This window comes from Alteromonas sp. AWJ4_199 (assembly GCF_056159165.1).
The window spans coordinates 114889-139476 of sequence record NZ_JBSWUR010000002.1 but is presented as its reverse complement, the minus strand read 5'-3'; the positions used below and the strand labels follow the sequence as shown (position 1 = coordinate 139476).

The window sequence follows — 24588 nt, the reverse complement described above, 5'->3', positions numbered from 1 at the left end:
ACTGACATTTTTGTGTGTTCGTCGCAAAAAGCGTCTTAGGCCTGCGTATCCACACCGCCGCTTGGTGCACGCGATACCATAACCATGGCAGGGCGTAGCAAACGACCATTAATTTGATAACCTTTCTGCATCACAGCCATTACTGTATTTGGCTCGTGGTCTGCACTTTCTTGCATCGACATAGCTTGATGCAAATCAGGGTTAAAGGTTTCACCCTGCGGATCAATAAGGCTTAATCCAAATTTCTCAATAGTGCTTAAGAAAGTTTTGTGGGTCATTTCCACACCTTCTAAAAGCGGCTTCACAGCTTCATTGTCACCGTCGGTCATTTCGATAGCGCGCTCTAAGTTGTCGATAACCGGAAGCAATTCGCCAGCAAAACGTTCAAGCGCAAATTTACGCGCTTTTTCTACTTCGCCTTCAGCACGACGACGTGCGTTATCAGCATCTGCGCGCGCTCGAAGTACACCATCCTGCTGTTCTTTAATGGTTGATTGCGCCTCAGAAAGTGCGGTTTCTAGTTCGTAAATGCGCTGCGCATTTTCGTCTAGCTCTACACCTTCTGCTTCTGATGCTTCTACCTGCGCTTCATCAGCATTAATTACAGTCTCATCTACTGTATTTTCTTGTTCTGCCTGCACGTCGCGATTATCGCTCATGCCTACCTCCAAACGTTTTTCTTAATTAGGCGATGCCCAATAACACTAAAATTACTGGGAATAACTTCGTTGCGCTTAGTTATGGGGCTAGTTTTAAGGTGATCAAGGGTATCCACAATAATTTTGTGGACGATTTTAAAAATACTGAGAAATTTTAGTTTTAATATAAAAACTACTTCGGACTCTAAGTGATGTGTTTAAAACGAAGCGTCCTGAATTCTCGCTTCCCACCTTCATTATCAAATAATTTTTGACAAAGATTCAAAAACAAGCCTGTTACTGTTTGCAAATTATATCTCTACACTTCTCCTGCCAGTCGCAATTGAGCTGTACCGACTTTTTTACCCCGTACCAAAAATTGGAGAAGAGAGATGATCAAATTAAAGCAACTTGTTATCGCTACCACTGTTGGGCTAAGCATGTTAAACGGCGTGGCCTCCGCTGCTACTGAAGTAGGCCCATTAGAGCCTGTCACCACATTTGAAGACGCGAGAGGCGCAGGTATTACCATTACTCCGTCTGGCCGATTACTCATTAGCATGCACCCGCTTGATAATCCAAAGCTAAAGATTGTTGAGGTAATGGCTAATGGATCTAAACAACCCTTCCCTAATTTAGATTGGGCAGATGGCCCAGAAACTGGTGATGTGGGCTTTAGTGCCGTTATTGGTATACACAGCGATAGTCAAGGCATTGTATGGATGCTAGACATGGGAAGTGAAACCTCACCAGCCAAACTCGTTGCGTGGGATAGCAATGAAAATGCTCTGCTTAAAACCATTGAACTTGATAGCAAAGCACTTAAAGCAAATTCGTTTGTTCAAGACTTTGTTATTGATGAAAAGCACAACAAAATTTATATAGCAGACATGACATTTGGCAACTTTGCTGGTGCAACAAAGCCGGCAATTATTGTCGTAGACACCGAGACGGGCGAATCTAAGCGCGTATTAGAAAGCGCTTCTTATCTTATGCCTGAAGATAGAGAACTTGTTATTGAAGCATCGCTACTTGCCTCTAAAACCGATGATGGTAAGCCAAACCCGCTTAAATTTGGTTTAAATCCAATAGCCTTAGACCCAGCCTCTGACACGCTTTATTTTGGCGCGTTCACCGGCACCAAAATTTATCAAATATCAACATCCACTATTAGCGACACGTCACTATCAGACAATGAACTAGAGGAATCTATCCAGGTATTTGGCCCCAAAAACCCGAGTGACGGTATTGCACTAGCGCCAGGAGCTGGTGTGTTAGCCACCGATTTAGAAAATAACGCGGTTGGGATAACAACTAAAGGAAAGTATCAAACGCTTATTCAAGATAAGCGCCTGTCTTGGCCCGATAGCCTTGCAACAAGCAACGGTTATGTTTACGTCACTCAAGATCAGCTGCATCAGCACCCAGCTTTCAGCCAAGGGCTAGGTAATGCCAAGCCACCCTATGTGCTTTATCGCTTCCGCTTTGAGCAATAAATATAGATAGAGAATAAAACCTATTCTCCCTATTTATCCCTAATCATCCCTAATCATCCCTAATCACACCTAATCATCTCGGAGGGGGGGCAATCAGCCCCTCACTTTTACTAATAACTGAATTTATGTGAGGAAATAATGAAAAGAGCGTTTGGTCTTGTAACCCTTTTACCTCTTAGCTTGCTAGTCTCTCTTTCTGCCACCGCAGTAATCGAAAAACCATTAACAACAGAGGATAAGCAAATATCGGCAGCGCCCGGCAAAGGTGTGATAAATGATGTAAATAGCCACTTGGTATCTCAAGCAGTTTTATTCAATTTAGCAGAGCAACCTAAAGAAAGTGTGACCGACAAATTAACCCGTCAGTATTTTCACGGTAACGAATCTACATTTGTTCGCTGGGATGTCAAAAAAGGCGCTAAAGTTCCGCTTCACAAACATCCTAACGAACAAGTCACCTGGCTTTTGCAAGGAAAAGCGACGGTATTTTCCGATGGAAAAAAATACATGATGAAAGCGGGTGATATCATGGTCTTTCCAGCAAACGTACCTCATGAATTTCACTTTACAGAAGACGCAATAGATATCGATTTTTTCGTGCCTGCACGTCAGGATTGGATTAACGGCACTGCTGACTACATTAAATAGTTAAACTGGCTTACCTAGCACCTATCGACCAAAACGTTTTGCTTCGGATAGCGCCACTGTCCATTATCACGCAGCTAGGTTCGCCCGCTTTGCAACCGTTACCTTTTATCCGGCTTCCCGTTTGTCCGTGGTTTCGTCTTAGTTCCGCCAACATCAAAGCATGAATATCAACCATATTGGTACTAATTCCAGTAACCGTGATGGTTTCGATATCGCTATCAAGGCCGGAGTTTTGCTGTGAATTATCACTAATTTGTTCAACAACGGGTTGCCCATTTAACTGTTGTAGTAGCTCTACAGAATTGGCGTATTTACCCGACGCTGGAAATGCTAATAACGTTTTCGCTTTCACCATATCCTTTTCTACAAACTCTCCAGTGATATGAAGGATCGCTAGTAAGTAGTTGGCAAGGTAACTCATTCCCTCTCTAACTTCCGCTTCTAGGAATTTGATTGCGGTCTCTTTTTCTTTTTGCGTCGATGCTTTATCAGAAAAGACGAGAACGGCATACTCCTCTGCGGTTCTATTAACGCCTTGATCTGCAGCAAACTTCATCATTCGCTTAGCTTCGGCCATATTCTTCTGTGTACCAATGCCCTGTGCAGCCATCCCCGCAGCTTGTCGGTAAGCTGGCAGGAAGCCCTGTTTGGCAGATTTATCAAAATAATAATAGGCGTTTTCCAAATCTGTTTTTACCCCAGATTCAGGATTCATAAAGATGTGGCCAAGAGAGAAGCTGGTTTGCTCATGACCTCTGGAAGACAAAGCTCGAAGTGTATTCAGTTTAGCAAGTGAACAATCTTCGTCTGCACATTCAGGCTGATTCGGGATAGCCCATACAGATGCAGATAACATAGTTGAAATTAGTAGTGTGATTCGCAGAAAACGCGTGCTTGCTGAATTTTGTTTCATTAAATTCCCTTTTATTATTTCGGTGACTGGCTAAAACCGCTTATGTTTGCATCCTATTACTCAAAAAGACGGCGACCTTGCATAAAAAACGTACCACTTATGGTTCAAATTGCAAACAATTAATCCTGTGATAGTGGTTGTGTAGTAACAGAAGATACCTCGCATGTGAAAACTATGTTAATGTAAATAAACAAAAAAACGCGCTTTCAATATGCTATTAAATACGTTCAATCACACGGAATACCTATGCTAAGTATATGGACGGTTGGCGCTATCGTCGGTTTCTACCTTCTTGCGCTTTTTGCCTTGGCATTTTGGGGCGACAGGCATTTACGCGATAATCGGCAGCACCCTGTGCTTTATAGCCTAGGACTTGGCGTACACTGTACATCTTGGGCTTTCTTCGGCACCACGTCGCAGGCTGCCCAATATGGCTGGGCAGTTATTCCCACCTATTTAGGCATTATGCTCACCATGGCATTTGCCTTTCCTGTAGTGCTTCATATAAGTCGATTATGCCAGCAGCACAACATTAGTTCGCTAGCTGACCTCATCTCACTCAAGTACCAACACTCTCATTTAATTGCCGCTCTTATCACTTTGCTATGCTTTTTTGGCGTTGTGCCCTATATAGCTTTGCAGTTAGACGCCATTACGAAATCCATAAATTTGCTCACCGCAGAGCCACAATCAAGCACACCTTGGTTGAGCATTTACGTAGCAAGTTTACTGGCCATCTTTGCCATAACCTTCGGCACGCGCACGCTAAACTTGACCGAAAAACACCCTGGGTTACTTCTAACCATTGCTTTCGAGTCGGTGATTAAGCTTGTGGCGCTTTTGGCAGTAGGTGTTTTTGTTTGCTTCTTTTTATTCGATGGCGTCTTAGATTTAGTTTCTAACGCCTCGTCAAATGACAGTGCCAGGGATGTCATTTACGCTGATAGCGCACCCTGGGTTTATGCATCACATGTAGTTCTTGGCGTTTGTTCCATGTTCGTACTACCTAGGCAATTTCATATGAATTTTGTCGAGCAAAATGGTGAGAGCGAACTTCGTACTGCAAGGTGGTTGTTCCCACTCTATCTACTCGGTATGACGTTGTTTGTTATCCCCATCGCCCTTGCCGGCAAAATGCTGCTTCCATCAACAACAAGTTCAGATGCCTACGTACTCGCCCTGCCCTTATCGACCGAAAACATCGCCCTTTCCGGCTTTGCTTTTATTGGGGGGTTATCGGCTACCACCAGCATGGTAATTGTAGCTACCTTAGCCCTCGGGATCATGATTTCCAATAATGTGGTCACGCCCCTCTGGCTAAAGGCGCGACTGAAAACCTCACCTAACCGCTCAATGGAGCCGAGCAACATTCTTTCAATCCGGCGGCTTACCGTTTTAATCGTACTTAGCATCGCACTGTGGTATCACTTAAATGTTAGCCAAGCTGCGCCTTTGGTGAAAAGCGGCGTAATTGCCATTGCTTTATTGGGGCAATCTATGCCTGCACTTATGTTTGGTATTTACTGGCAACGGAGTACGAAAACTGCAGCTATTTGCGCATTGCTAGTGGGCTTTATTTGTTGGGCTGTATTTCTACTCTACCCCAGTTTAATGTCTAGCTACTATTTTGACCCAGTACCTACTGACCAAGCTTTAGGCCTTGGATTTGCTTATTCATTAATGGCCAACTGCATAACCTTTATTGCAGTAGCGCTGATCACATCAAAACGTGGTGCTAACGAGAATAATGTAGAAACACCACATGACGGTGCTCCTCATCTACTGGTAAAAGTCCGTGATTTAATAGCGCTTACCGAACGTGTTCTTGATACCAGTACTCACAGTCAACTTGTGCAGCAGCTTTCTGTGGATGTTAACCGCGCCTCGAGTAGCGGATATGCCAGTCAGGCTCTTATTGACAGAGTGAATAAGCTGCTTGCCGCCCAAGTAGGAGCACCGAGTGCGCGAATTTTATTGGGCGCCATTGCAGATACCGGCAGTGATAGCTTGCCCGAATTGGTTGATTGGGTAGAAGAAGCGTCCCAATCATTTCAATTCAACCACGAAGTACTTCAGTCATCGGTACAAAATATCGAACAGGGTATTAGTGTACTTGATGACAAACTGCAGCTATTGGCATGGAACGAGCGCTATGTGGAACTTTTCGCCTACCCCAAAGGCTTTTTGAAAGCAGGCATGTCTATTACCGAAATACTCAATTTCAACGCCAAACGAGGCCTATTTAGCCCCTCATCAATTGATAAGCGAGTGAGCTATATGCGTGAGGGTACCCGCCACAAGCATATTCGCAAGCAGCCTGACGGAAAAGTTATAGAGCTAAATGGTGCCCCGCTCCCTGGCGGCGGCTATGTAACCACTTATAGCGATATTACTGAGTACATGGCAATACAAAAAGAACTAGAAAGCGCAAAAGAAGACTTAGAAGAAAGGGTTGCGCTACGCACTGCCGAATTAGAAGACGCAAAACGCCAAGCTGATAAAGCTAATGAGAGTAAAACCAAATTTTTGGCAGCCGCCGGGCACGACCTCATGCAGCCCTTCAATGCCGCGACACTGTTTGCCAGTATGCTAAGTAAAAAAACACAGGGCAGCGAGCTGGCTGTGCTATCAGAGGGCGTCGTAAATTCGCTGGATAATGCGCAAAGTTTACTTTCGATGCTGCTTGATATTACCAAATTAGATGCTGGCGTATTAACACCGCAAAAGACCGCGTTTCCCATCGATGAAATGCTGTCATCGCTGGTACAAGAGTTCGGTGTCATTGCCAAGCAGAAAGGTATTGAGCTGAGGTATATACCGAGCGCAGTGATAATCTATTCAGACAAAGTTCTATTGCGCCGGGTGATTCAAAACTTGCTGTCCAACGCAGTGCGTTACACATCAAAGGGCAGCATACTAGTAGGCGTTAGACGCGCTCACTCAGACGCAGAACCAACCATAAAGCTTTGCGTATATGATACAGGTTCTGGTATTGCCCCTAATCAACAACATGAGATTTTTAGCGAATTTCACCAACTTGAAAGCAATAACAAAGGCGAAGGGATTGGTTTAGGCCTAACTATTGTGGATAAGATATGCCGACTACTAGGTCATAAAGTCGGACTGGCTTCATCGCCGAATCAAGGAAGCTGTTTTAGTGTGGCGATTTCCAGAGTAAATCAAAGCGAATGCTTGTTATCTACTGTGCGTCCAAGTAGCACTACTTATGCTGATACCCTAACAAAAAACTCGGTGTTACCAGTTGACTCAGCAAATAGGCCAAATAATCCCGCAAATGTTGTAGAGCGTGCCTTTAGTAGCAAATCGCCTCCTATCAATTCGCGCCCCCATCATACATCACCGCTAAATTCAATGAGTAAGAATAATAACGCATTTTTGAAGAACACGCGTTTTCTGCTTGTAGAAAATGACGAGCAAGTAGCAAATGCAATGTGCACTCTACTTCAAGACTGGGGAGGAAGTACGACATTGATAGCGAGCGGAACAGAGGCATCAAGTATTTCGCACCAACACTTTGATGTGCTCATTGCCGATTATCACCTAAATTATGGTGAAACCGGTTTTGACGTTTCAGCAATACTTTCTGAAAACAAAGTGAGTTTTACCTTGAAGGTTTTGGTCACAGCCAACAGAAGTAATGACATAAGAGAAGAAGCGGCAGAGCAGCAATTTAGCTATCTGCCAAAACCTTTAAAGCCAGCAGCATTTAAGCGGCTTCTTAAACAGTCATTTTCTCTTCACCATTAACCCTCCGCTAACCCAATAGCGCAGAGGACGCGTCGCATACGTCGGTTTTAACTCCCAACATTGACTACTTAAAAAGTAGTTGATGAAGTATGTATACGTTTCACTTTTCTTAAGAAGCCATAGGTATATTTTTGTTATTGAGGTAAATCGATATGAAGCCTGCCATATCGATAATCTAATGTAACAACAAAATCTTTTAGCAGGTCGTAACCGATAAGCCCCACGACTCTTTTTCCACCTATACGGCTGCCCGTTCTCTCGTACTGACTTTCTAAGTTAGTGGTTTGCCCTTCTGCTGGAAAGCTCACCTTAACGTCGCTAATTTCAAAGGGTCCGAACTTTACTAAATCAGATGTGGCAAATTCATTTACGCCTGAGCTATTGGCACCAAATGACATGCTTGTGCCCTCCACTTTTTCAAGTAACCCCGCTTTAGATGCAGCGCGGCGATCAACTAGTATTGTGCCAGCATTGCCGGTGTCTATGCGAAGCCATAGTGGTACGCCGTTAATTTCAATTTGTGCGATAGGCATACCGCTGCCTTTTTGTGTTGTCGCCGGAACGTTAGCTGCTTCCGTCATATCGACAGAGTCTCGAGTTACAAGGCGAATTTTCTTCTTAGGGTAGTCTAATTGCACAACAAAACTATTGAAGAATCCCGCTCCTAACAGCATGCCGTTAGAATGATGGCCGAGGTTGATCTCAACCAATGAGTCTAATTCAAATGTGGTTCCAAAAATTTCGACGTTCACATTATTGTAAGCCGTTCTTTTTTCGACCCCGTAGACCCCCTTCACGTTTACCGGCCTGCCTTTACTGAACTCTAAGTTATGCTTTCTTATAAAGGCACGATTGATGCTATTTATTTGTGCGCCTGAATCTAGCATTACCCGAGATTCGATGCCGTCAATGGTGACTGGAAGAAAAACATGGCCGTTATCTAATGTGAAATCAGCCCACTGAGTAACTGCTCCAGAAGCTTGGCAAGAAGAAAGCAGAAGAAAAATTAAAAATGAAAAGCGCTTCATGAGTATCCCTTTTGTTTTATTAAAATTTTCCTAAACTGTTACGCGAGCACAAATCAAAGAAAGCCCGACTCTGTGAGGCAAATCGCTGCGTAAAAAGTTGAACACATGTTAATGGATGAGGTTTTTTAGTCAATATTCGGCAAAAATGCTCGCTATATTGTGGAAATATCTCTAGTGAAATACACCGATTTAGGTAATTAACTATCTAGAGTCAAACTAACTTAAGTGCATAGCATTTTTGAATGCGATGCCAGCCTTGGTCCTGTTAATAACGCCAAGTTTCCTCAATACTGCAGATACATGCTGTTTAACGGTGGACTCAGAAATGGCCAGTTCGTAAGCAATCTGCTTGTTAAGCAAGCCGTCTGATACCATTCGCAACACTTTAAGTTGGTGAGGGGTAAGTTGCTTTAGTCGGTTTGTGAAATCATCTTGGTCAGAGCGACTATTCACGTTGGATGCAGAGGAATTTGGCATCGTCGACGATGCTATGGTAACAGTAGGCGGTATCCAAGTCTCACCGTCTAACACCGTATTTACCGCTTCAATAATGCAATCGACCGAAGCTGATTTGGGTATAAAACCGCTTGCGCCTAACGCAAACGATTTTGCCATAACATCAGGCTCTTCTTGTGCGGTAATAACAACAACAAGTACATCAGGATAGAGCGCATGTACCTCAGCAAGGCCATTTAACCCTTCATTGCCTGGCATAGTGAGATCTAAAAAAAGCAGATCGATGTCGTCATTTTCTTCAAGACTAATGAGCGTATCGGGGAATGTGGAAGTTTCTACAAGTTCGATATGCTCCACACTAGCTAACGCGTGGCACATAGCAGCCCTGAACAAAGGATGATCGTCAGCAATCAAAATTTTCACAGACATAATGCTATCAACTTGTAACTACCTTGTTAATCAACATACTACCACGCCGGTAAGAAAAGGTTAATCTTATTGGCGTATCTGTTATTGGCGCATTTGTTATTGAGTAAGGCTCCGCACCACGCCCTTCACTGCTCGACATATCCGCCGGCCAACACAATCGAAAGAGGTCGAGCAAACGTGAGAACGCCTAAGCGCAATGGCCTAGGCGTGAACGTGTTGCCGGTCTTCTTCAGAACATACCGTTTAGAATCGATAACCTACCGTAAGGTGAACTGTACGTGGGTCACCGTAATAACCAATAAGTGTAGTATCGCCACCAAGGCCCGGACCAAAGTTACCTTCATCGTCTTGCGTAACAAAGTCATAACCACCAACCAGATACTCTTCATCGGTCAGGTTTTTGACGTGTAGTCCAGCATACCAGTCGCCTTCAACGCTTTCCCAGCGCGCGCTTAAGTTCACCATACCATAGGCATCTTGTTGAATAAGATCGCTGGTTTCAAAGATAAGGTAATCATCGCGATAGTAGTAGTTGGCGTTGAACGTAATATCCCCAAAACTCGTTTCTAGTAGGTAGTTAGCATTAAGATTAAAGGTGTTCTCAGGTGTACTCGCTAGGCCAATCAACGGTGGAATGGCATTGTTTTTCTTAATTTCAAAATCAATATAGCCGTAAGCAGCGTCAAACTGAAGGTTATCTGTGGCTACCCACGTCATTTCCAACTCGGCGCCTTTTGCGGCCGTTTCTGCTGCGTTGCGCAGTCGCTGATCTAGGGCTGTTGGATCAGACAAATCCCCTTCTACACCAATATACTGACGATCTTTGTGGTCGTATGAGAACAATGTGATATTCATACGAAGTGCGTCGGTTAAGTCACTCTTCACACCCACTTCGAAGCTGTCAACGACTTCTGGTTCAACACCAGGCTCGTTAGTCTGAGCACGAGGGTTAAACGTACCCGATTTGAAGCCTTGTGAGTAGCTCGCGAAGAACATGGTATCGCGGTCCATTTGATACTCCACGCCCACTCGCGGGGTAAAGCGCGACCAACTCTCTACCGCTGGCGCATCTAACACTTCATCGCCATCGGTGTCTGTCCCAAGTACTTGAGGCACTAATTGTCCGTCGGGACGCACGTACCCATCAATCCAGTCGGTATAAGGATAAACATTGGCGAATACCAGACCGTTATTTACAAACGCGGTCTTTTCTTCATCGGTGTATCGGGCACCAAGCGAAAGCGATAGCTTGTCGGTAACGTCATAGTTCATTTGTGCGTAAGCAGCCCAGCTTTCTGAGTTATTGCAGCCTGTCACTTCTCGCGTCAATCCAGAAGCTCCAAGCGCTTGCCCTAACACACCCAAAATTGCATCAAAATTACCGCAGCTCTCACCATCGTAAAAATAAAGCCCTGATACTAAGCTAAATGCGTTCCCGGTATAGTTCGCTTGAATCTCGTGAGTATCATTACTGTCATCATATTCTGCCGGCACATCAAAAATAGGCAGAGGCGTGTTGTCGAAATCAATGTTGGTAGGTGAATAACTTTCTCTGTGTGAACCAATATATTTTAGCTCTAAATCATCATTCACTCTGTATCGTGCCAGCCAGTTATAGCCTTCTAACTCGACTTTGTTCCATGTAGGTAAGCTGGTGTAAGAATCGAAAACCGAATCAGGCACAGGTGCATCTGTTAAAATACTCGGAATTAGACGGTAGCCACCTTTCGCATTTGACGTATCTTCGGTCTTATCCCAGCCAATACGGAAAAACAAATCTTCACTCGGATGAACCTCTAGCGTTACACGGGCTGCCCAAAGATCTTTGTTATAGTTCTCTTTATCTTGATTGGGCAACGCGCTTACCAGATATTCGCCGAAGCCGTCGCGGTTTAAGTTGGAATAACCCACGCCTAGATACACAGTGTCTTCAATCAATGGTATTTGACCTGTCACTTTGATATCCCGCTGGCTGTAGCTACCTACCGTAGCTTCAACGTTCATCTGCGTATCGCCGGTCATTTCCTTAGTGACGTATTTAACCGCGCCACCAATCGTATTCTTTCCGTAAAGCGTCCCCTGCGGACCGCGTAACACCTCAATACGCTGCACGTCTAGTAAATCAAGCACGGCCCCTTGTGGGCGAGCAATATAAACATCATCAACATAAATACCCACGCCTGGCTCATAGCCCCAAAGCGGGTCTTGCTGACCCAATCCGCGAATAAATGCCGTCAAAGTGGAATTGGTACCACGACTGGTTTGTAGCGTAGTGTTGGGCGAAAACTGCTGCACTTCAGTCAGCACGCTAATCCCTTTTTCGCCAAGTTCAACCGCACCAATAGACGTGATAGCTACCGGCGTCTCCTGTAGCGACTCTACAGTTTTTCGCGCTGTCACCTCAATGCGTTCTAATTTTCCTTTTTGCGCTTCGGCATCGGCATCAGCTTGACTATCCTGAGCAAATACTGGCGCGGTGCTTAAAACGCTAGCCACCGCTAGGGCACAAAGGCTGCGCATGGGGAGCTTAACTGAAGCGCTTTTGTGTTCTACTGTGCTAACAGCAGCTGAATGTGATTGGTAGGGGGAAACCAAGCCATTTGTGTGTATTGATTGAGACATAGTGAGTCCTTGTTGTTCTAAGTTCTGGTCACTGCCGGATGTATTGCCTACGGTCAAAATCACTTTAGTTAATTAATTGTTAATAGTATGTAGTACCATCGTACTATGGGATTTTGATAAAAGTAACGTCAAACTTTATGTCTGTTATGAACGCTTTTTATCTGATTTGTATACACTTTGTGGTTTTGAGTGTAAGCAAATCTTAAATCGACTTAACTGTTTCGGATCATCTGCGGTCACAGATTTTTTAAGGAATAATAACTATGTTAAGTATGATTGGCTTAGTAGGCGGTCTGTTGTTGCTTATTGTTTTGACAATACGCGGAATGAACCTCTTTATTGCTGCACCTTTGTGTGCCCTTGTGGTTGCCATCACCAATAATATCGGCGTGTTCACTGGCGACGTGAATTTCGTTCAAACCTATATGAGCGGGTTCTCTGGCTTTATCGCCTCTTGGTTTTTTATGTTTTTACTTGGTGCGTTATTCGGTAAATTCATGGAAGACACAGGGGCAGCAGATGCTGTTTCTCGCTGGATCATCACCAAAATCGGTTACAAACGCGCAGTATTAGCTGTTGTGCTAGCTTGCGCTATTTTGACCTACGGTGGTGTTAGCGTTTTTGTGGTAGCGTTTTCTGTTTACCCAATGGCGGTAAGTTTGTTTAAAGATGCCAATTTACCCCGTCGCTTCATACCTGCTGCCATGGCATTCGGGTCGGTAACATTTACGATGACCTCGGCGGGCTCGCCAGAAATCCAAAACTGGATCCCTATAAAGTATTTAGGCACCTCACCTTTTGCAGCATGGGAAGTTAGCCTTATCGTCGCCATATTCATGGCATGCTTCGGTTACTGGTGGCTGGCTAAGATGATCAGAAAAGCCGTTAATAATGGCGAGGTCTTCGAAGCCAGAGCAAGCGACCCTGAAGTACGAGACAGAGCGTTACCCCACCCGCTTACCGGTATTTTGCCCTTGGTCGTGGTGTTAGTCATTTCGTTTTTATTCCATGAAGAACTCGCTCAGCTTGCGCTTATTCTGGCGTTAGGCGGCGGCGTACTGTGTTTGCTGGCTATTAACTACAAACATTTTCACAGTTTACCTGTTGCCATAAATGCAGGTACCACCGGCGCATTGATCGCCATAGGTAACACCGCCGCTGTTGTAGGTTTTGGCTCTATAGCAAAAAACACCGAAGCGTTTCAAACAACAGTAGCGCTTATGACCCAAATTCCTGGTAACGAGCTTATTGGTGCTGCCATTGCCGTAAGCGTGATTGCAGGGTTAACAGGAAGTGCATCTGGCGGACAAGCCATTGCCTTACCCTTGGTAGCTCCGCATTATCTTGACCAAGGCGTAGAACCAGAGCAGCTGCATAGAATTGTATCTATATCTTCAGGCGCACTAGATTCATTACCTCACAATGGTTACGTGGTCACTACCATACGCGCTATTTGTAACGAAACCCATCAGGCTGCCTACTGGGCGGTTGGTGCGCTAACTGTTGTGGTGCCAGTTATTGGTTTGGCGATGGCAATTGGCTTGTTTAGCTTTATGTAGCATGAGCCCAGCTGATAAAAACGAAATTGCGTTAAGGGTAAGCGCTTATAAAGCCGAAGCTAGAGTCACTTTATATAAAGACTCTGCTGGAAAAAGGCAGCACAGCGAAAAAGGAATAAAGACAATGAGCCGGAAAACTAAGTGTGTTCCAAAACAAATGTGGAGAGGAAGCAAGCGCAACAGCCTGCGATTAAAAATGCCACGCGCTTTGAAGTCACAAAAATTTATGACTTCACCCAAACTAGTAGCCTTACAAACTGCTAGGAAGTTACGCGCCCTATTAAGGATGCTTGCGTTGCTTCTCATAACGTTACATTTTCAGGTAATGGCGAGTGAAATAGAGCAAAAGGGTTCGCTTCTGGTAGAAAAGCAGACGTTCGAAATTGCTCATTTCACAACCTTTGGCGGCAAACAAATAAAAAATGTAAAGGTAGGCTGGGAGGCATACGGAACACTAAATGATGCTAAGAGTAACGTTATACTGATTACCCACTATTTTTCTGGATCTTCTCATGCCGCAGGAAAGTACGATGAATACGATTCAGCGCCAGGCTACTGGGATAGTATTATCGGCCCCGGCAAGGCCATTGATACAGACCGCTTTTATGTAATTAGCGTTGATACGCTGGTCAACTTAAATGCGTACGACCCGAACGTAATCACCACAGGACCAGCATCAATTAATCCAGATACAGGAAAACCTTATGGACTGGACTTTCCCGTCGTCACCATACGTGACTTTGTAAACGTTCAAAAAGCACTTCTTGAAAGCTTAGGTATTGGCAAATTGCACGCGGTTGTTGGGCCTTCTATGGGCTCTATGCAGGCTATCGATTGGGCGAGCGCTTACCCAGACTGGGTTGAACGTATGATTTCAGTTATCGGCGCAGGTCAAAGCGATGCATGGACCACCGCAGCACTGGAACACTGGGCAACGCCAATTACTCTTGATAAAAACTGGAACAACGGCGCTTATTCCATTGAGCAAGCACCCCTTGATGGCTTAGCGGCCTCGCTTATGCTTATTACGCAAAATGCTCTTACTCCTTCGTTTTTCAACCAAACCGGCAAAACGTTGGATTTTAAAAATGTTGAGTCAGCGCCGCTTAGTGACATACGTCAGTCACACAGTATTGTAAGCTGGCTTCGCGAACGAGCAAAAGCTCGCGCTAAGAAAATGGATGCTAATCACCTTTTATATTTGGTTCGCGCTTGCCAGCTTTTTGTTGCTGGGCACCAAGATGGTCTGGAGCAAGGGTTGGCGTCGATAAAGGCCAAAACGCTATTTATTCCAGCCCAAACTGATTTGCTTCTTATGCCCTACTTATCTCAAAGTGCACACCAAGAGCTTATTTCAACTGATATCGACAGCACATTGGTTACGCTAAATGGCAAATTAGGTCATTTGGAAGGCGTGACGAATGTATCCGCTCAGGCTCAGGCTATTCGCCAATTTTTAGAAAATGATAAGGCAGCAATGCAATGATGAAATCTACCCCCTTTTTACGCCACGCGCTTTGTCTGTCTGTATTAAGCGCACTTGCCGTTAGTGTACCGGTATTCGGTAACGAGTCACCTGCGCAAGACGCGCTCCCTTCACTCACCATTGATTTAACGAACGTTACCGTATCTGGCTTATCGTCAGGCGGTTACATGGCAACACAATTTCAATTAGCACACAGCAACTGGGTAAAAGGCGTTGGCGTTATTGCTGGTGGCCCGTACTTCTGTGCACAAGGTGATATAACCACTGCCCTGGCACAGTGCGTGAACAAGGTAGAGGGAGAAATTAACCTTGAAGCGTTGAATGAAAAAGCCAAACAGTATGAAACTGAGGGAAAAATTGCGTCGCTTTCCAATATGAAAGACGCAAAAGTCTGGCTTTTTCACGGTACGCAAGATACCAGAGTGATTGCACCAGTGAGCGATTTATTATTTGAGCAATACAAATTGTGGACAGACACACAAAATATTGCCTATATCAATGACAAACCCATGGCACACCTCTTTCCCACCAAAAACAATGGGGTTAACTGCATGAAATCAGAGAGCCCCTTCATTGGAAACTGTGATTACGATGCAGCAGGTGCCATGCTCTCTCATCTCGTTGAAGATGTTTCGACACCCGACGAGTCACTGTCAGGGCAAATTCATTCAATTGATCAGCAAAAAATAGCGGGTGGCGATGCAAAGACATTAGCAAGTGAAGGCTTTGTGTATGTGCCTGAAAGCTGTGCACAAGGCGAGCCGTGCAGAGCCCATATTAGTTTCCACGGGTGTAACCAGTATGCCGATGCCGTTGGCGATGCCTACACTACCCAAACAGGGCTTAATGAATGGGCTGATGACAACAATATTGTTGTGCTTTATCCGCAAACTAAGAAGTCGTTATTCATGCCGTTAAATCCACAAGGCTGTTGGGATTGGTGGGGCTATGCCTCTGGCGATTACGCCAACAGGAACGGCGCACAAATAAACGCAGTGAAACAGCTGCTGTTTTCATTAAATAGTGCACCTTCATTAAATAAATCAAACGGAAGTAACAATGACTAAGCGCACAATATTTATCACGGGTGGAGCAAGCGGCATTGGTTTTGGCATTGCTGAGTCAATGATGAAACAAGGGCACCATGTGATCATCGCCGACATAAACGAACAGGCAGCAAAAGAGGCTGTGACTCGACTTGCTCATTTAGACGGATCGGCCAGTGCAGTAGCGGTAGACGTATGCAATGCAGAACAAGTCGCAGCGCTACCTGAGGTACTAGGGAAACATACCGTTGATGTGCTTATAAACAATGCCGGTATTCAGCACGTTTCACGCATCGAGGACTTCCCTGCAGATAAGTGGCAGCAACTTATAAACATTATGCTGGTTGGCCCTGCTCTGTTAACCCAAGCGTTTTTATCTGCCATGCGTAAGCAAAATTACGGGCGCATTATTAATGTAGGCTCTATTCACTCGTTGGTAGCCTCGCCCTATAAATCTGCTTATGTAGCGGCGAAGCATGGGCTGTTAGGGTTTGCAAAAACCATCGCTCTTGAAACGGGTGACTGTGATGTAACAATTAACACTCTCTGCCCTGCGTATGTTAAAACGCCCTTGGTAGAACAACAAATTACAGCACAGGCGAAAGAGAATAACCTCACCGAGGAAGAGGTAATAACAAAAATAATGTTAGAACCCATGCCTAAAAAGCAATTTGTTAGCGTTGAAGAACTTGCCGATACCGCAAGCTTCTTAATGTCGCCCAGTGCTCGCAATATAACAGGGCAAACCATGGTACTTGATGGGGGCTGGACGGCTCGATAACCCGCAAGCTTTTTAACGCTTAGCTTTTTACACAATATTTCTTTTTTCGTTTAATGTTTTCGCAAAAGCGTTATTCCCAAAGCGATACGTAGATGGCAACCATTTCTTCAATGGTAGGTACACGTGGATTATTACCGGGAGAACCTGATGCCAGAGCTTGTTCTGCCATTGTTGACGTTGCTGCAAGAAATGCCTCTTTATCAATACCGAAGTCGGCAGGCGTAGGTACCTGCAAATCTGCATTCAGTGCTTTTAGTTCGTCGATAAGTTTTTGATTCGCCACCTCATCTGAGTCACTTTGCGTAGCAACACCCATAGCTCGAGCACATTGTGCATAACGCACAGAGGCACTAGGAATAGAAAAGGCGGTAACCGCGGGCAACAACATGGCGTTAGACAAGCCGTGGGGCACATGAAAAGCTGCGCCAATGGGTCGGCTCATTCCATGAACAAGGGCCACTGAGGCGTTTGAAAAAGCAATGCCCGCGAGCGTTGAGCCCAGCATCATTGATTCTCTCGCCATTTCATTTGATGGGTCTGCAAATACAGTGCGTAGATTAGGCGCAATTAACGCCATGGCTGATAACGCCTGTGCATCACTGTAAAGATTGGCTTTGCGGCTAACAAACGCTTCAATAGCGTGAGTAAGCGCATCAATGCCTGTATCGGCTGTCACGCGGGCAGGCAAACTTTGCGTTAATGAATAATCGACCAAGGCTGCCGTTGGCATAAACCCTAAACCAACACACAACATTTTTTCTGTGGTATCTTCATCGGTGATAATGGTAAATCGCGTTGCTTCTGAGCCCGTTCCCGCTGTTGTGGGAATAGCAATGATCGGCAGTCCCGCTTCATCTACAACCCGCGGGAATTTGTAATCTCGCATTTCGCCGCCGTACTTACCCAAAATAGCGATGGCTTTTGCGCTATCGATGGGGCTTCCACCACCTAAAGCAATGATGCTGTCATAAGCGTGGGTTTTGAACGCATCCACACCGCGATAAATAGACCTCACCGTGGGCTCTGGCACCGTATCTGAAAATACATCGGCGCTTATTCCTGCCTCTTCCAGCATTTGCACTATGGCAGCACTATATCCCAACTCGACCATAACTTTATCGGTAACCAGTAAAGGTTTATGGCAGTTGAGTCCTTTTAGCGTTTCAGCAACCCGCTGACTCGCCCCTTTCCCTATGTGCATCACTCTTGGCAGAATAATTTGATGAGACATGTTTCCCTCGCTGCGAATTCTTTTCATCAGCATACCTAGTACAACGCCCAAAGCAATGACAATGTAAAAATAATGTTACCGCCCCACTACCTCTCCAGCTTTCCTCCAAATACTTACAAATACGTGGTTGTTTCCATTGCCAAGAGTTAATGGTTAATTATTAACATCACCGTACGTGAATTGAGTGATAGACTGATTAGAACTTTTCTGTGGACTACGATTATGAAGAAACTCGGTATGATTTCGTTGCTTATAGCAATTATCGCTATAGCGATATGGCAATGGCCGAAACCTGACGCTCCTTTACTTTCATCAAACAACGTCATGCCCGCCATGGAGAATTTGCCCGACAATTTCTTTGATACACAAGTAAACCCAGTACTAACGCAGCGCTGTGTTGTCTGCCACGCCTGCTACGATGCGCCATGCCAACTAAAAATGTCATCTCCAGAAGGTATAGCCAGAGGTGCTAACAAAGAAAAAGTCTATGAAGGAACACGACTCACCGCTGCCCAACCCAATAGAATGTTTCTCGACGCCCACAACGTAGACGCATGGCGAGAGCGTGGCTTTTTCGACGTGCTAGAATCGAAAGAAAAACCTAACACTTCGCCGACCCAATCTTCGGTGCTAGCACAAATGCTTTTGCTAAAAAAACAGCACCCTTTGCCCAACACCGCTCATTTAGGTGACAGTTTCGATATAAGCTTAAATCGACAAAACCAATGCCCAACAATAGATGAAATGGGCGGGTACATAGCAGGCCAGCCCCTGGGAGGCATGCCCTACGCACTGCCAGCCCTGTCGGATGCAGAGCACACTACACTCATTCAGTGGTTAAACCATGGTGCGCCGTTACCTTTACCCAAAGCGCTCTCACAAGAGCTGAATGAGAACATAACTGATTTGGAAGTGTGGCTTAATGGGGATAGCAATGAGATGCAGCTTTCCGCACGCTATATTTACGAACACTTGTTTACGTCTCACCTCTATTTCGAAGATATTTCAGAAAAAGGTAAAACGCCTCAGTTTTTTAATCTAGTGCGCTCACGTACCCCCCCCGGACAAGCGTTAGATATTATTGCTACTCGCAGACCCTTCGACGATCCAGAGGTCGAGCGCGTTTACTATCGTCTACAGCCAGTGCATTCAACTATCGTGAGTAAAACACATCAAGCTTACGCCATTAATAAAACACTGATGGATAAATGGCAATGGTGGTTTGTCGACGCAGAATTTTCTGTAGAAACATTGCCATCATACAAACCCCAAGTGGCGGCCAACCCATTAACGGCCTTTACCTTATTGCCAGTAGAAAGTCGTTATCGATTTATGCTTGAGCGTGCGCAAAACACCATCATGGGTTATATCAAAGGTCCCGTGTGCAGAGGCCAAGTCGCGCTTAACGTCATTAACGATCGATTCTGGGTGTTCTTTGTCGACCCAGACATTGCAGCATCTGAGAAAGTGAATGCTTTTTACGCTTCTCAAAAAGAAAACCTTCACCTTCCCGCTGAAAAAGATAGCTCAGCCCTTGCGGTAAACTGGGTTAAATACGCAAAGCGCCAAGGCGAATATATGCGTGCAAGAACCACCTTTTTGAACAATGAATTCAAAAATGAAGAGCATTTGAGTGTGTCGAGTATATGGGATGGCGACGGCGGTAATACCAATGCCAGCTTGACCGTATTTCGTCATTTCGATAATGCCACAGTTGTTAAGGGGATGGTTGGCCAGCCCACTAAAACAGCATGGGTGATTGACTATGCCTTGTTAGAGCGCATTCACTATTTGCTTGTGGCTGGCTTTGATGTTTACGGCAATTATGGCCATCAGTTATTGACCCGTTTGTACATGGATTTCTTGCGCATGGAAGGTGAATCGAACTTCCTTAATCTACTTCCTCCAACTACCCGCCATGACCTTCTCGACGATTGGTATCAAAACGCAAGCCCTGAACTTACCGATTATTTAGAAGGTGATATCAACAGTTTCGAACAACCTTCTGGCATAGCGTTCGAAACAGATAATCCTCAACAAGAACTTTATCAATTGTTATCGCAATACTTGGCTAAAGTTCAACCGAATGCCTCAACCTACAATGAACGTTTGCTATCAGCTGAACAGTTCGAAGCATTAAAGCGCTTAGATTCGCTTCCTGCTCAACAAGCGACGTTGATGCCTGAAACTACCATGATTGTGATTCAAGACGACAAGAACCCAGACAACATTGATGTGTTCACTGCCCTTAGAAATAGCGCGCATTACAATGTAAATAGCCTATTTGAAGAAGAGGAAAACCGGGAGCCTTCTAAAGATTCAATCACGCTAGTTCATGGTTTGTTGGGCAGTTACCCTGACGCATTCTGGTATATCAATGCCTCAGAAATAACGTCTTCGATTGAGAAGCTTAAGTCCATTAAAAGCGAAGCCGATTACAAAGCCCTGCTCGACGATGTTGGCATGCGCCGAACCAACCCTAACTTTTGGGCGTTTAGTGATAAACTAATCCAATGGTCTAGCGAGCTCTATCCTATTGAAGGCGGTCTTCTCGACTATAATCGGTTAGAAGATCGCTAAACCTTGCGCTGTGTGCCGTTTAACGCTTTTCTTTTGCAAAAAACCTGTGCTAATGTCCAACCATTGGAAATGAAAGGACATTAGCATTCCATGCCCTATCAAACCGTTGCTTTAATTGGAAAACCTCAGCACGCTGCAACCCACGACAGCCTGAACATTCTTGCCGAATATTTATTGGCAAAAGGCTGTAAATTATTGGTTGAGGAAAGTATTGCTGAAGAACTTGAAACCGAAAACTTCAAAAGCTGTAACCTTGTCACTATTGGCAAAGAGGCTGACCTCGCCGTTGTGGTAGGCGGTGACGGCAGCATGCTTGGTGCAGCACGTGTGCTCGCTCGCTTTGACATTCACGTTGTCGGTGTAAACCGCGGAAATCTCGGCTTTTTAACTGATATCCACCCCGATGATATTGTTCAACAACTTGACCTTATCTTTAACGGTGAATGCGTAGTAGAAGAGCGCTTCTTACTTGAAGTAGAAGTTTATCGACACGAAAAACTTAAAAGTAACAACTCTGCTGTAAACGAAGTGGTACTTCACCACGGAAAAGTTGCCCATATGATGGAATTTGAAATTTACATCGATGAGCAATTTGTATTCAGTCAGCGCAGCGACGGATTAATAGTAGCCACACCTACAGGTTCAACGGCTTACTCTTTATCAGCGGGCGGCCCTATTATTATGCCCAAGCTAGATGCACTTACGTTGGTACCCATGTTTCCTCACACACTTAGCAGCCGTCCAATCGTTGTTGATGCTGACAGTCAGGTATCGATGAAAGTATCAAAGGTTAATAGTGACTCGCTACAAGTGAGTTGCGATAGCCATATTGTTCTGCCGGTGCTACCTGGCGATGAAATTCGAATAAACAAAAGCGTAGACAAACTCCATCTTGTTCACCCTAAGGGCTACAGCTACTTCAATGTACTTCGTAAAAAGTTAGGTTGGGGTAGTAAGCTTTACTAACCTCCCTGCTCCATTTAGTTGATTCCATGTGCATTTATTACATAAGCCTGTAGCATTTTCTTGATCGCTACAGGCTTGAAAAATAAAGATTTTTTAATCTCCCCCTGATTTCTCCAATGAAAACGCGTACTTATAAAAATCTCAAATTTCGGCATACCCGTTGCAACTGCCTAGGTAAGTTGTTGGCACAGGGTTAGCGAGACTTTAGCCCTATTGATGTTCCACATCATGCCGATTTATTTGCATTCAATAGGAGATATCATGAGTAACACCAATATCAAATTTACAGCCCCAGGAATGGATAACGATGCTGCTGCCAAAACAATCAAGGTATTGGATCAGCGATTGGTTGCACTATTAGATTTACAGTTAACGTTGAAGCACATTCATTGGAATGTAGTAGGACCAAATTTTATTGGCGTGCATGAGATGTTGGATCCGCAGGTAGATGCGGTACGCGAAATGACCGACACAATTGCAGAGCGAATTGCCACGTTAGGTGGCGTACCAAAAGGTACACCGAAAGCCATTGTTGAAGGTCGCAGCTGGAACGATTATGAGTTGGGTAAAGGTTTAGTACTTGACCACCTTAAGGCGCTGGATGCCGTATATGACGGTGTAAATGGTGACCATAGAAAAGCGTTAGAGCTTTTAGGTGAAATTGACCCAGTATCAGAAGATATGATTACTGGCCAACTGGCAGACTTAGAACAGTTTCAGTGGTTTGTGCGCGCACACATTGAGTCTGGCAGCGGTGAATTGCAGCAATAGCCTCTAATCATTGAATTTTATACACTAATCTAACTATCTATAGTTAGAATTTCAAAGGAGAGCTTAGGCTCTCCTTTTTGCTGTTTGGTTTTCAATAAACTCTAAAATAGGTTAACGTATCTGGCTACTAACTTTTTTTTGTAATCGGGCTTTTCGCCACTGAACCCTTACTAAACCTAGTACTGTATAAATTTTTGTAAAGCACGCATTTCCATTGTTTCACATCTTCAGGTTACTCATAACATCACAAAAGTCGCTAAACTTATGATATTGATTTTATGAGTTTTGTTAGCATCCCCCTCCATTTTAACGCAATTTTTTCCCGACTTAACTTTACACAGTCAAAATACTGTATATATTATCAGTTCCTGTATATATCATCATGTTCAACTTTTTCGAGTGTGGTTATGTTAGCGCATCTTTCTATTTCTAATTTTGCTGTTGTAAAACAATTATCGGTTCAACTGGAAAACGGCTTAACTGCTATAACCGGTGAAACCGGTGCAGGTAAATCAATTGCTATTGATGCTTTAAGCTTGTGCTTAGGCGAGCGTGCCGACGCAAATGCGGTGCGAAAAGGTAGTGCAAAAGCGGAAATCATTGCTCACTTTTCTTTAAACGGCAATGTATTAGCTAAAGCCTTCCTCGATGAACATGAGCTCACCTCAGATGAAGATGAGAATAGCTGCTTTATTCGCAGAGTTATTTCAAAGGAAGGCCGTTCAAAAGCTTTTATCAACGGTATTCCCGCCTCACTTCAGCAGTTAAAAGGTTTAGGCCAGTTTTTGTTGGCCATTCACGGTCAAAATACTCACCTACAGCTGCTGAAAGAAGACCATCAAAGAGAATTAGTTGATGGTTACGCTAAGCACAACGACATATTAGTGCAAGTTAGAGAAACCTACTCTCTTTGGCGTGATAAGCAACGCACATTAAAGGCGCTTCAAGAACAAGCCCAGCAGCGCGAAGACAGAATTCAGCTACTAACTTATCAGGTTCAAGAACTTGATGAATTCGCCATTGAAGAGGGTGAATTTGAGGAGTTAGAAATAGAGCACAAACGCCTTAGTAACGGGCAAAGCCTTTTAGAGCAAGCACAGACCAGCGTATATAACTTATATGAAAGCGATGAAGGCAACGCACTGTCAGTTATACAAAGCAGTATTGAACGTTTAGGCGAATTAGAGGCGCACGACGCTAGTTTAACGCCAATCATTACAATGCTTAATGATGCAGCAATTCAAGTAGAAGAAGCGGCAGGAGAACTACGTAGCTACTGCGATCACTTAGAGATTGACCCACTTCGCTTACAGCAAGTTGAGGCGCGCTATGCGAAGGCGATGGAACTTGCCCGTAAACATACTGTGATGCCAGAAGGACTTTATCAGCATCACCAAGAGCTAGCCGCCGAATTCAATGCTTTATCGGAACAGGAAACACTGTTAGGTACGCTTGAAGGCGAAGTAGAAGAAGCACGAGCAACGTATTTAACCGCGACCAAAGCGCTTTCTGAGAGCAGGCAACGTGCTGCTGGTAAGCTAAGCGAAGATATTGAAGTGCAAATTCGCCAGATGAATATGCCCCACGCAAAAGTGGATATTCAGATTCAATACGACGAACTTAAGAAGCCGGTGAGCACAGGTCTAGATACCGTAGAATTTAAAGTGTCTACCAACCCTGGTCAAGATGCAGACAAATTAGAAAAAGTCGTATCAGGTGGTGAACTTTCTCGTATAGGACTGGCTATTCAGGTTATCGCGAGCGGCCATCACGCTACCCCTACTATGATTTTCGATGAAGTCGATACGGGCATTAGCGGCCCAACAGCATCAATCGTTGGCGGGCTTTTACGTAAATTAGGTAAACAATCGCAAGTAATGTGTGTTACCCATCTACCTCAAGTAGCGGCACAGGCACATAATCAATTGTTTGTTACCAAGCTTACCGACGGGGAAAGTACTGAAACCCAGATGTTGGCGCTGACTAAGCAAGACAGGATCGATGAGCTTGCAAGACTGTTAGCCGGTGATAAAGTAACCAAATCGGCGCTAGCGAATGCAAAAGAACTGCTTAAAAGCGCAGCATCGAACTAAAATGCAGTTGATTGGTCATAGTTGTCAATGTAGCATGCCTTCGCGCTTGCAATAAAACAGTCTCGAAATTCGCTTTA

At 44.6% G+C, this 24588-nt stretch carries 17 protein-coding genes; 11 read left to right on the top strand and 6 right to left on the bottom strand.

Translation table 11 applies throughout. From position 1 onward, the window contains the following. Positions 1 to 35 precede the first annotated feature (35 nt). Entirely contained in the window at positions 36 to 659 is a 624-nt protein-coding gene (grpE, locus tag ACXAER_RS15545) for a nucleotide exchange factor GrpE (RefSeq protein WP_474830829.1), read from the bottom strand. Positions 660 to 1030: 371 nt separating this feature from the next. Here grpE and ACXAER_RS15540 point away from each other — a divergent pair, with 371 nt between their 5' ends. Together ACXAER_RS15540 and ACXAER_RS15535 are read left to right on the top strand one after the other, a co-directional pair. Continuing rightward, a complete protein-coding gene (locus tag ACXAER_RS15540; protein WP_474830827.1) occupies positions 1031 to 2134 on the top strand; it encodes an L-dopachrome tautomerase-related protein in 1104 nt (367 codons plus the stop codon). A gap of 138 nt (positions 2135 to 2272) precedes the next feature. Then, a complete protein-coding gene (locus tag ACXAER_RS15535) occupies positions 2273 to 2782 on the top strand; it encodes a cupin domain-containing protein (RefSeq protein ID WP_474830826.1) in 510 nt (169 codons plus the stop codon). A 10-nt stretch (positions 2783 to 2792) separates the two neighbouring features. On the opposite strand, the gene ACXAER_RS15530 is transcribed toward ACXAER_RS15535, so the two are convergent. After that, the gene (locus tag ACXAER_RS15530) at positions 2793 to 3695 is read right to left on the bottom strand and encodes a tetratricopeptide repeat protein (protein ID WP_474830824.1); all 903 of its coding nucleotides are present in this window, start codon (positions 3693 to 3695) and stop codon (positions 2793 to 2795) included. Between the two features lie 246 nt (positions 3696 to 3941). Between ACXAER_RS15530 and ACXAER_RS15525 the strand changes: the two genes are divergently transcribed. Beyond that, the gene (locus tag ACXAER_RS15525) at positions 3942 to 7463 is read left to right on the top strand and encodes a PAS domain-containing hybrid sensor histidine kinase/response regulator (RefSeq protein WP_474830822.1); all 3522 of its coding nucleotides are present in this window, start codon (positions 3942 to 3944) and stop codon (positions 7461 to 7463) included. Between the two features lie 134 nt (positions 7464 to 7597). Here the strand turns inward: ACXAER_RS15525 and ACXAER_RS15520 are convergent, their stop codons facing one another. The 3 genes from ACXAER_RS15520 to ACXAER_RS15510 all read right to left on the bottom strand — a co-directional run bounded on the left by ACXAER_RS15520 (position 7598) and on the right by ACXAER_RS15510 (position 11998). Beyond that, positions 7598 to 8491, bottom strand: coding sequence for an aspartyl protease family protein (locus tag ACXAER_RS15520; protein WP_474830820.1), 894 nt, complete (start codon positions 8489 to 8491; stop codon positions 7598 to 7600). Between the two features lie 216 nt (positions 8492 to 8707). Next, positions 8708 to 9376: a response regulator gene (locus ACXAER_RS15515; RefSeq protein WP_474830818.1), complete on the bottom strand. Its 669-nt coding sequence runs from the start codon at positions 9374 to 9376 to the stop codon at positions 8708 to 8710. Between the two features lie 243 nt (positions 9377 to 9619). Beyond that, on the bottom strand, positions 9620 to 11998 hold the full coding sequence (locus tag ACXAER_RS15510; protein ID WP_474830816.1) for a TonB-dependent receptor: 2379 nt from the start codon (positions 11996 to 11998) through the stop codon (positions 9620 to 9622). Positions 11999 to 12261: 263 nt separating this feature from the next. On the opposite strand from ACXAER_RS15510, the gene ACXAER_RS15505 reads away from it, so the two are divergent. The 4 genes from ACXAER_RS15505 (at position 12262) to ACXAER_RS15490 (ending at position 16870) form a co-directional block, all read left to right on the top strand. After that, positions 12262 to 13557, top strand: coding sequence for a GntP family permease (locus tag ACXAER_RS15505; RefSeq protein WP_474830814.1), 1296 nt, complete (start codon positions 12262 to 12264; stop codon positions 13555 to 13557). Between the two features lie 325 nt (positions 13558 to 13882). After that, entirely contained in the window at positions 13883 to 15043 is a 1161-nt protein-coding gene (locus tag ACXAER_RS15500; RefSeq protein WP_474831278.1) for an E22 family MetX-like putative esterase, read from the top strand. After that, positions 15040 to 16110 (top strand): extracellular catalytic domain type 2 short-chain-length polyhydroxyalkanoate depolymerase, encoded by a 1071-nt coding sequence (locus tag ACXAER_RS15495; RefSeq protein WP_474830811.1) that lies wholly within the window; start codon positions 15040 to 15042, stop codon positions 16108 to 16110. The genes ACXAER_RS15500 and ACXAER_RS15495 overlap by 4 nt, the downstream gene beginning before the upstream one ends. Then, positions 16103 to 16870, top strand: a complete 768-nt coding sequence (locus tag ACXAER_RS15490; RefSeq protein ID WP_474830809.1) for a 3-hydroxybutyrate dehydrogenase — start codon at positions 16103 to 16105, stop codon at positions 16868 to 16870. Before ACXAER_RS15495 ends, ACXAER_RS15490 begins: the two co-directional genes overlap by 8 nt. A 70-nt stretch (positions 16871 to 16940) precedes the next feature. Here ACXAER_RS15490 and ACXAER_RS15485 read toward each other — a convergent pair whose 3' ends face one another. Next, on the bottom strand, positions 16941 to 18128 hold the full coding sequence (locus ACXAER_RS15485; RefSeq protein ID WP_474830807.1) for an iron-containing alcohol dehydrogenase: 1188 nt from the start codon (positions 18126 to 18128) through the stop codon (positions 16941 to 16943). Positions 18129 to 18338: 210 nt separating this feature from the next. Between ACXAER_RS15485 and ACXAER_RS15480 the strand changes: the two genes are divergently transcribed. The 4 genes from ACXAER_RS15480 to recN all read left to right on the top strand — a co-directional run bounded on the left by ACXAER_RS15480 (position 18339) and on the right by recN (position 24511). Beyond that, a complete protein-coding gene (locus tag ACXAER_RS15480) occupies positions 18339 to 20681 on the top strand; it encodes a fatty acid cis/trans isomerase (protein WP_474831277.1) in 2343 nt (780 codons plus the stop codon). 90 nt (positions 20682 to 20771) lie between these two features. Beyond that, on the top strand, positions 20772 to 21647 hold the full coding sequence (nadK, locus tag ACXAER_RS15475; protein WP_014948959.1) for an NAD(+) kinase: 876 nt from the start codon (positions 20772 to 20774) through the stop codon (positions 21645 to 21647). 261 nt (positions 21648 to 21908) lie between these two features. Next, on the top strand, positions 21909 to 22418 hold the full coding sequence (dps, locus tag ACXAER_RS15470; protein WP_014976104.1) for a DNA starvation/stationary phase protection protein Dps: 510 nt from the start codon (positions 21909 to 21911) through the stop codon (positions 22416 to 22418). 407 nt (positions 22419 to 22825) lie between these two features. Then, positions 22826 to 24511: a DNA repair protein RecN gene (gene recN / locus ACXAER_RS15465; protein WP_474830805.1), complete on the top strand. Its 1686-nt coding sequence runs from the start codon at positions 22826 to 22828 to the stop codon at positions 24509 to 24511. Positions 24512 to 24588: the final 77 nt, after the last annotated feature.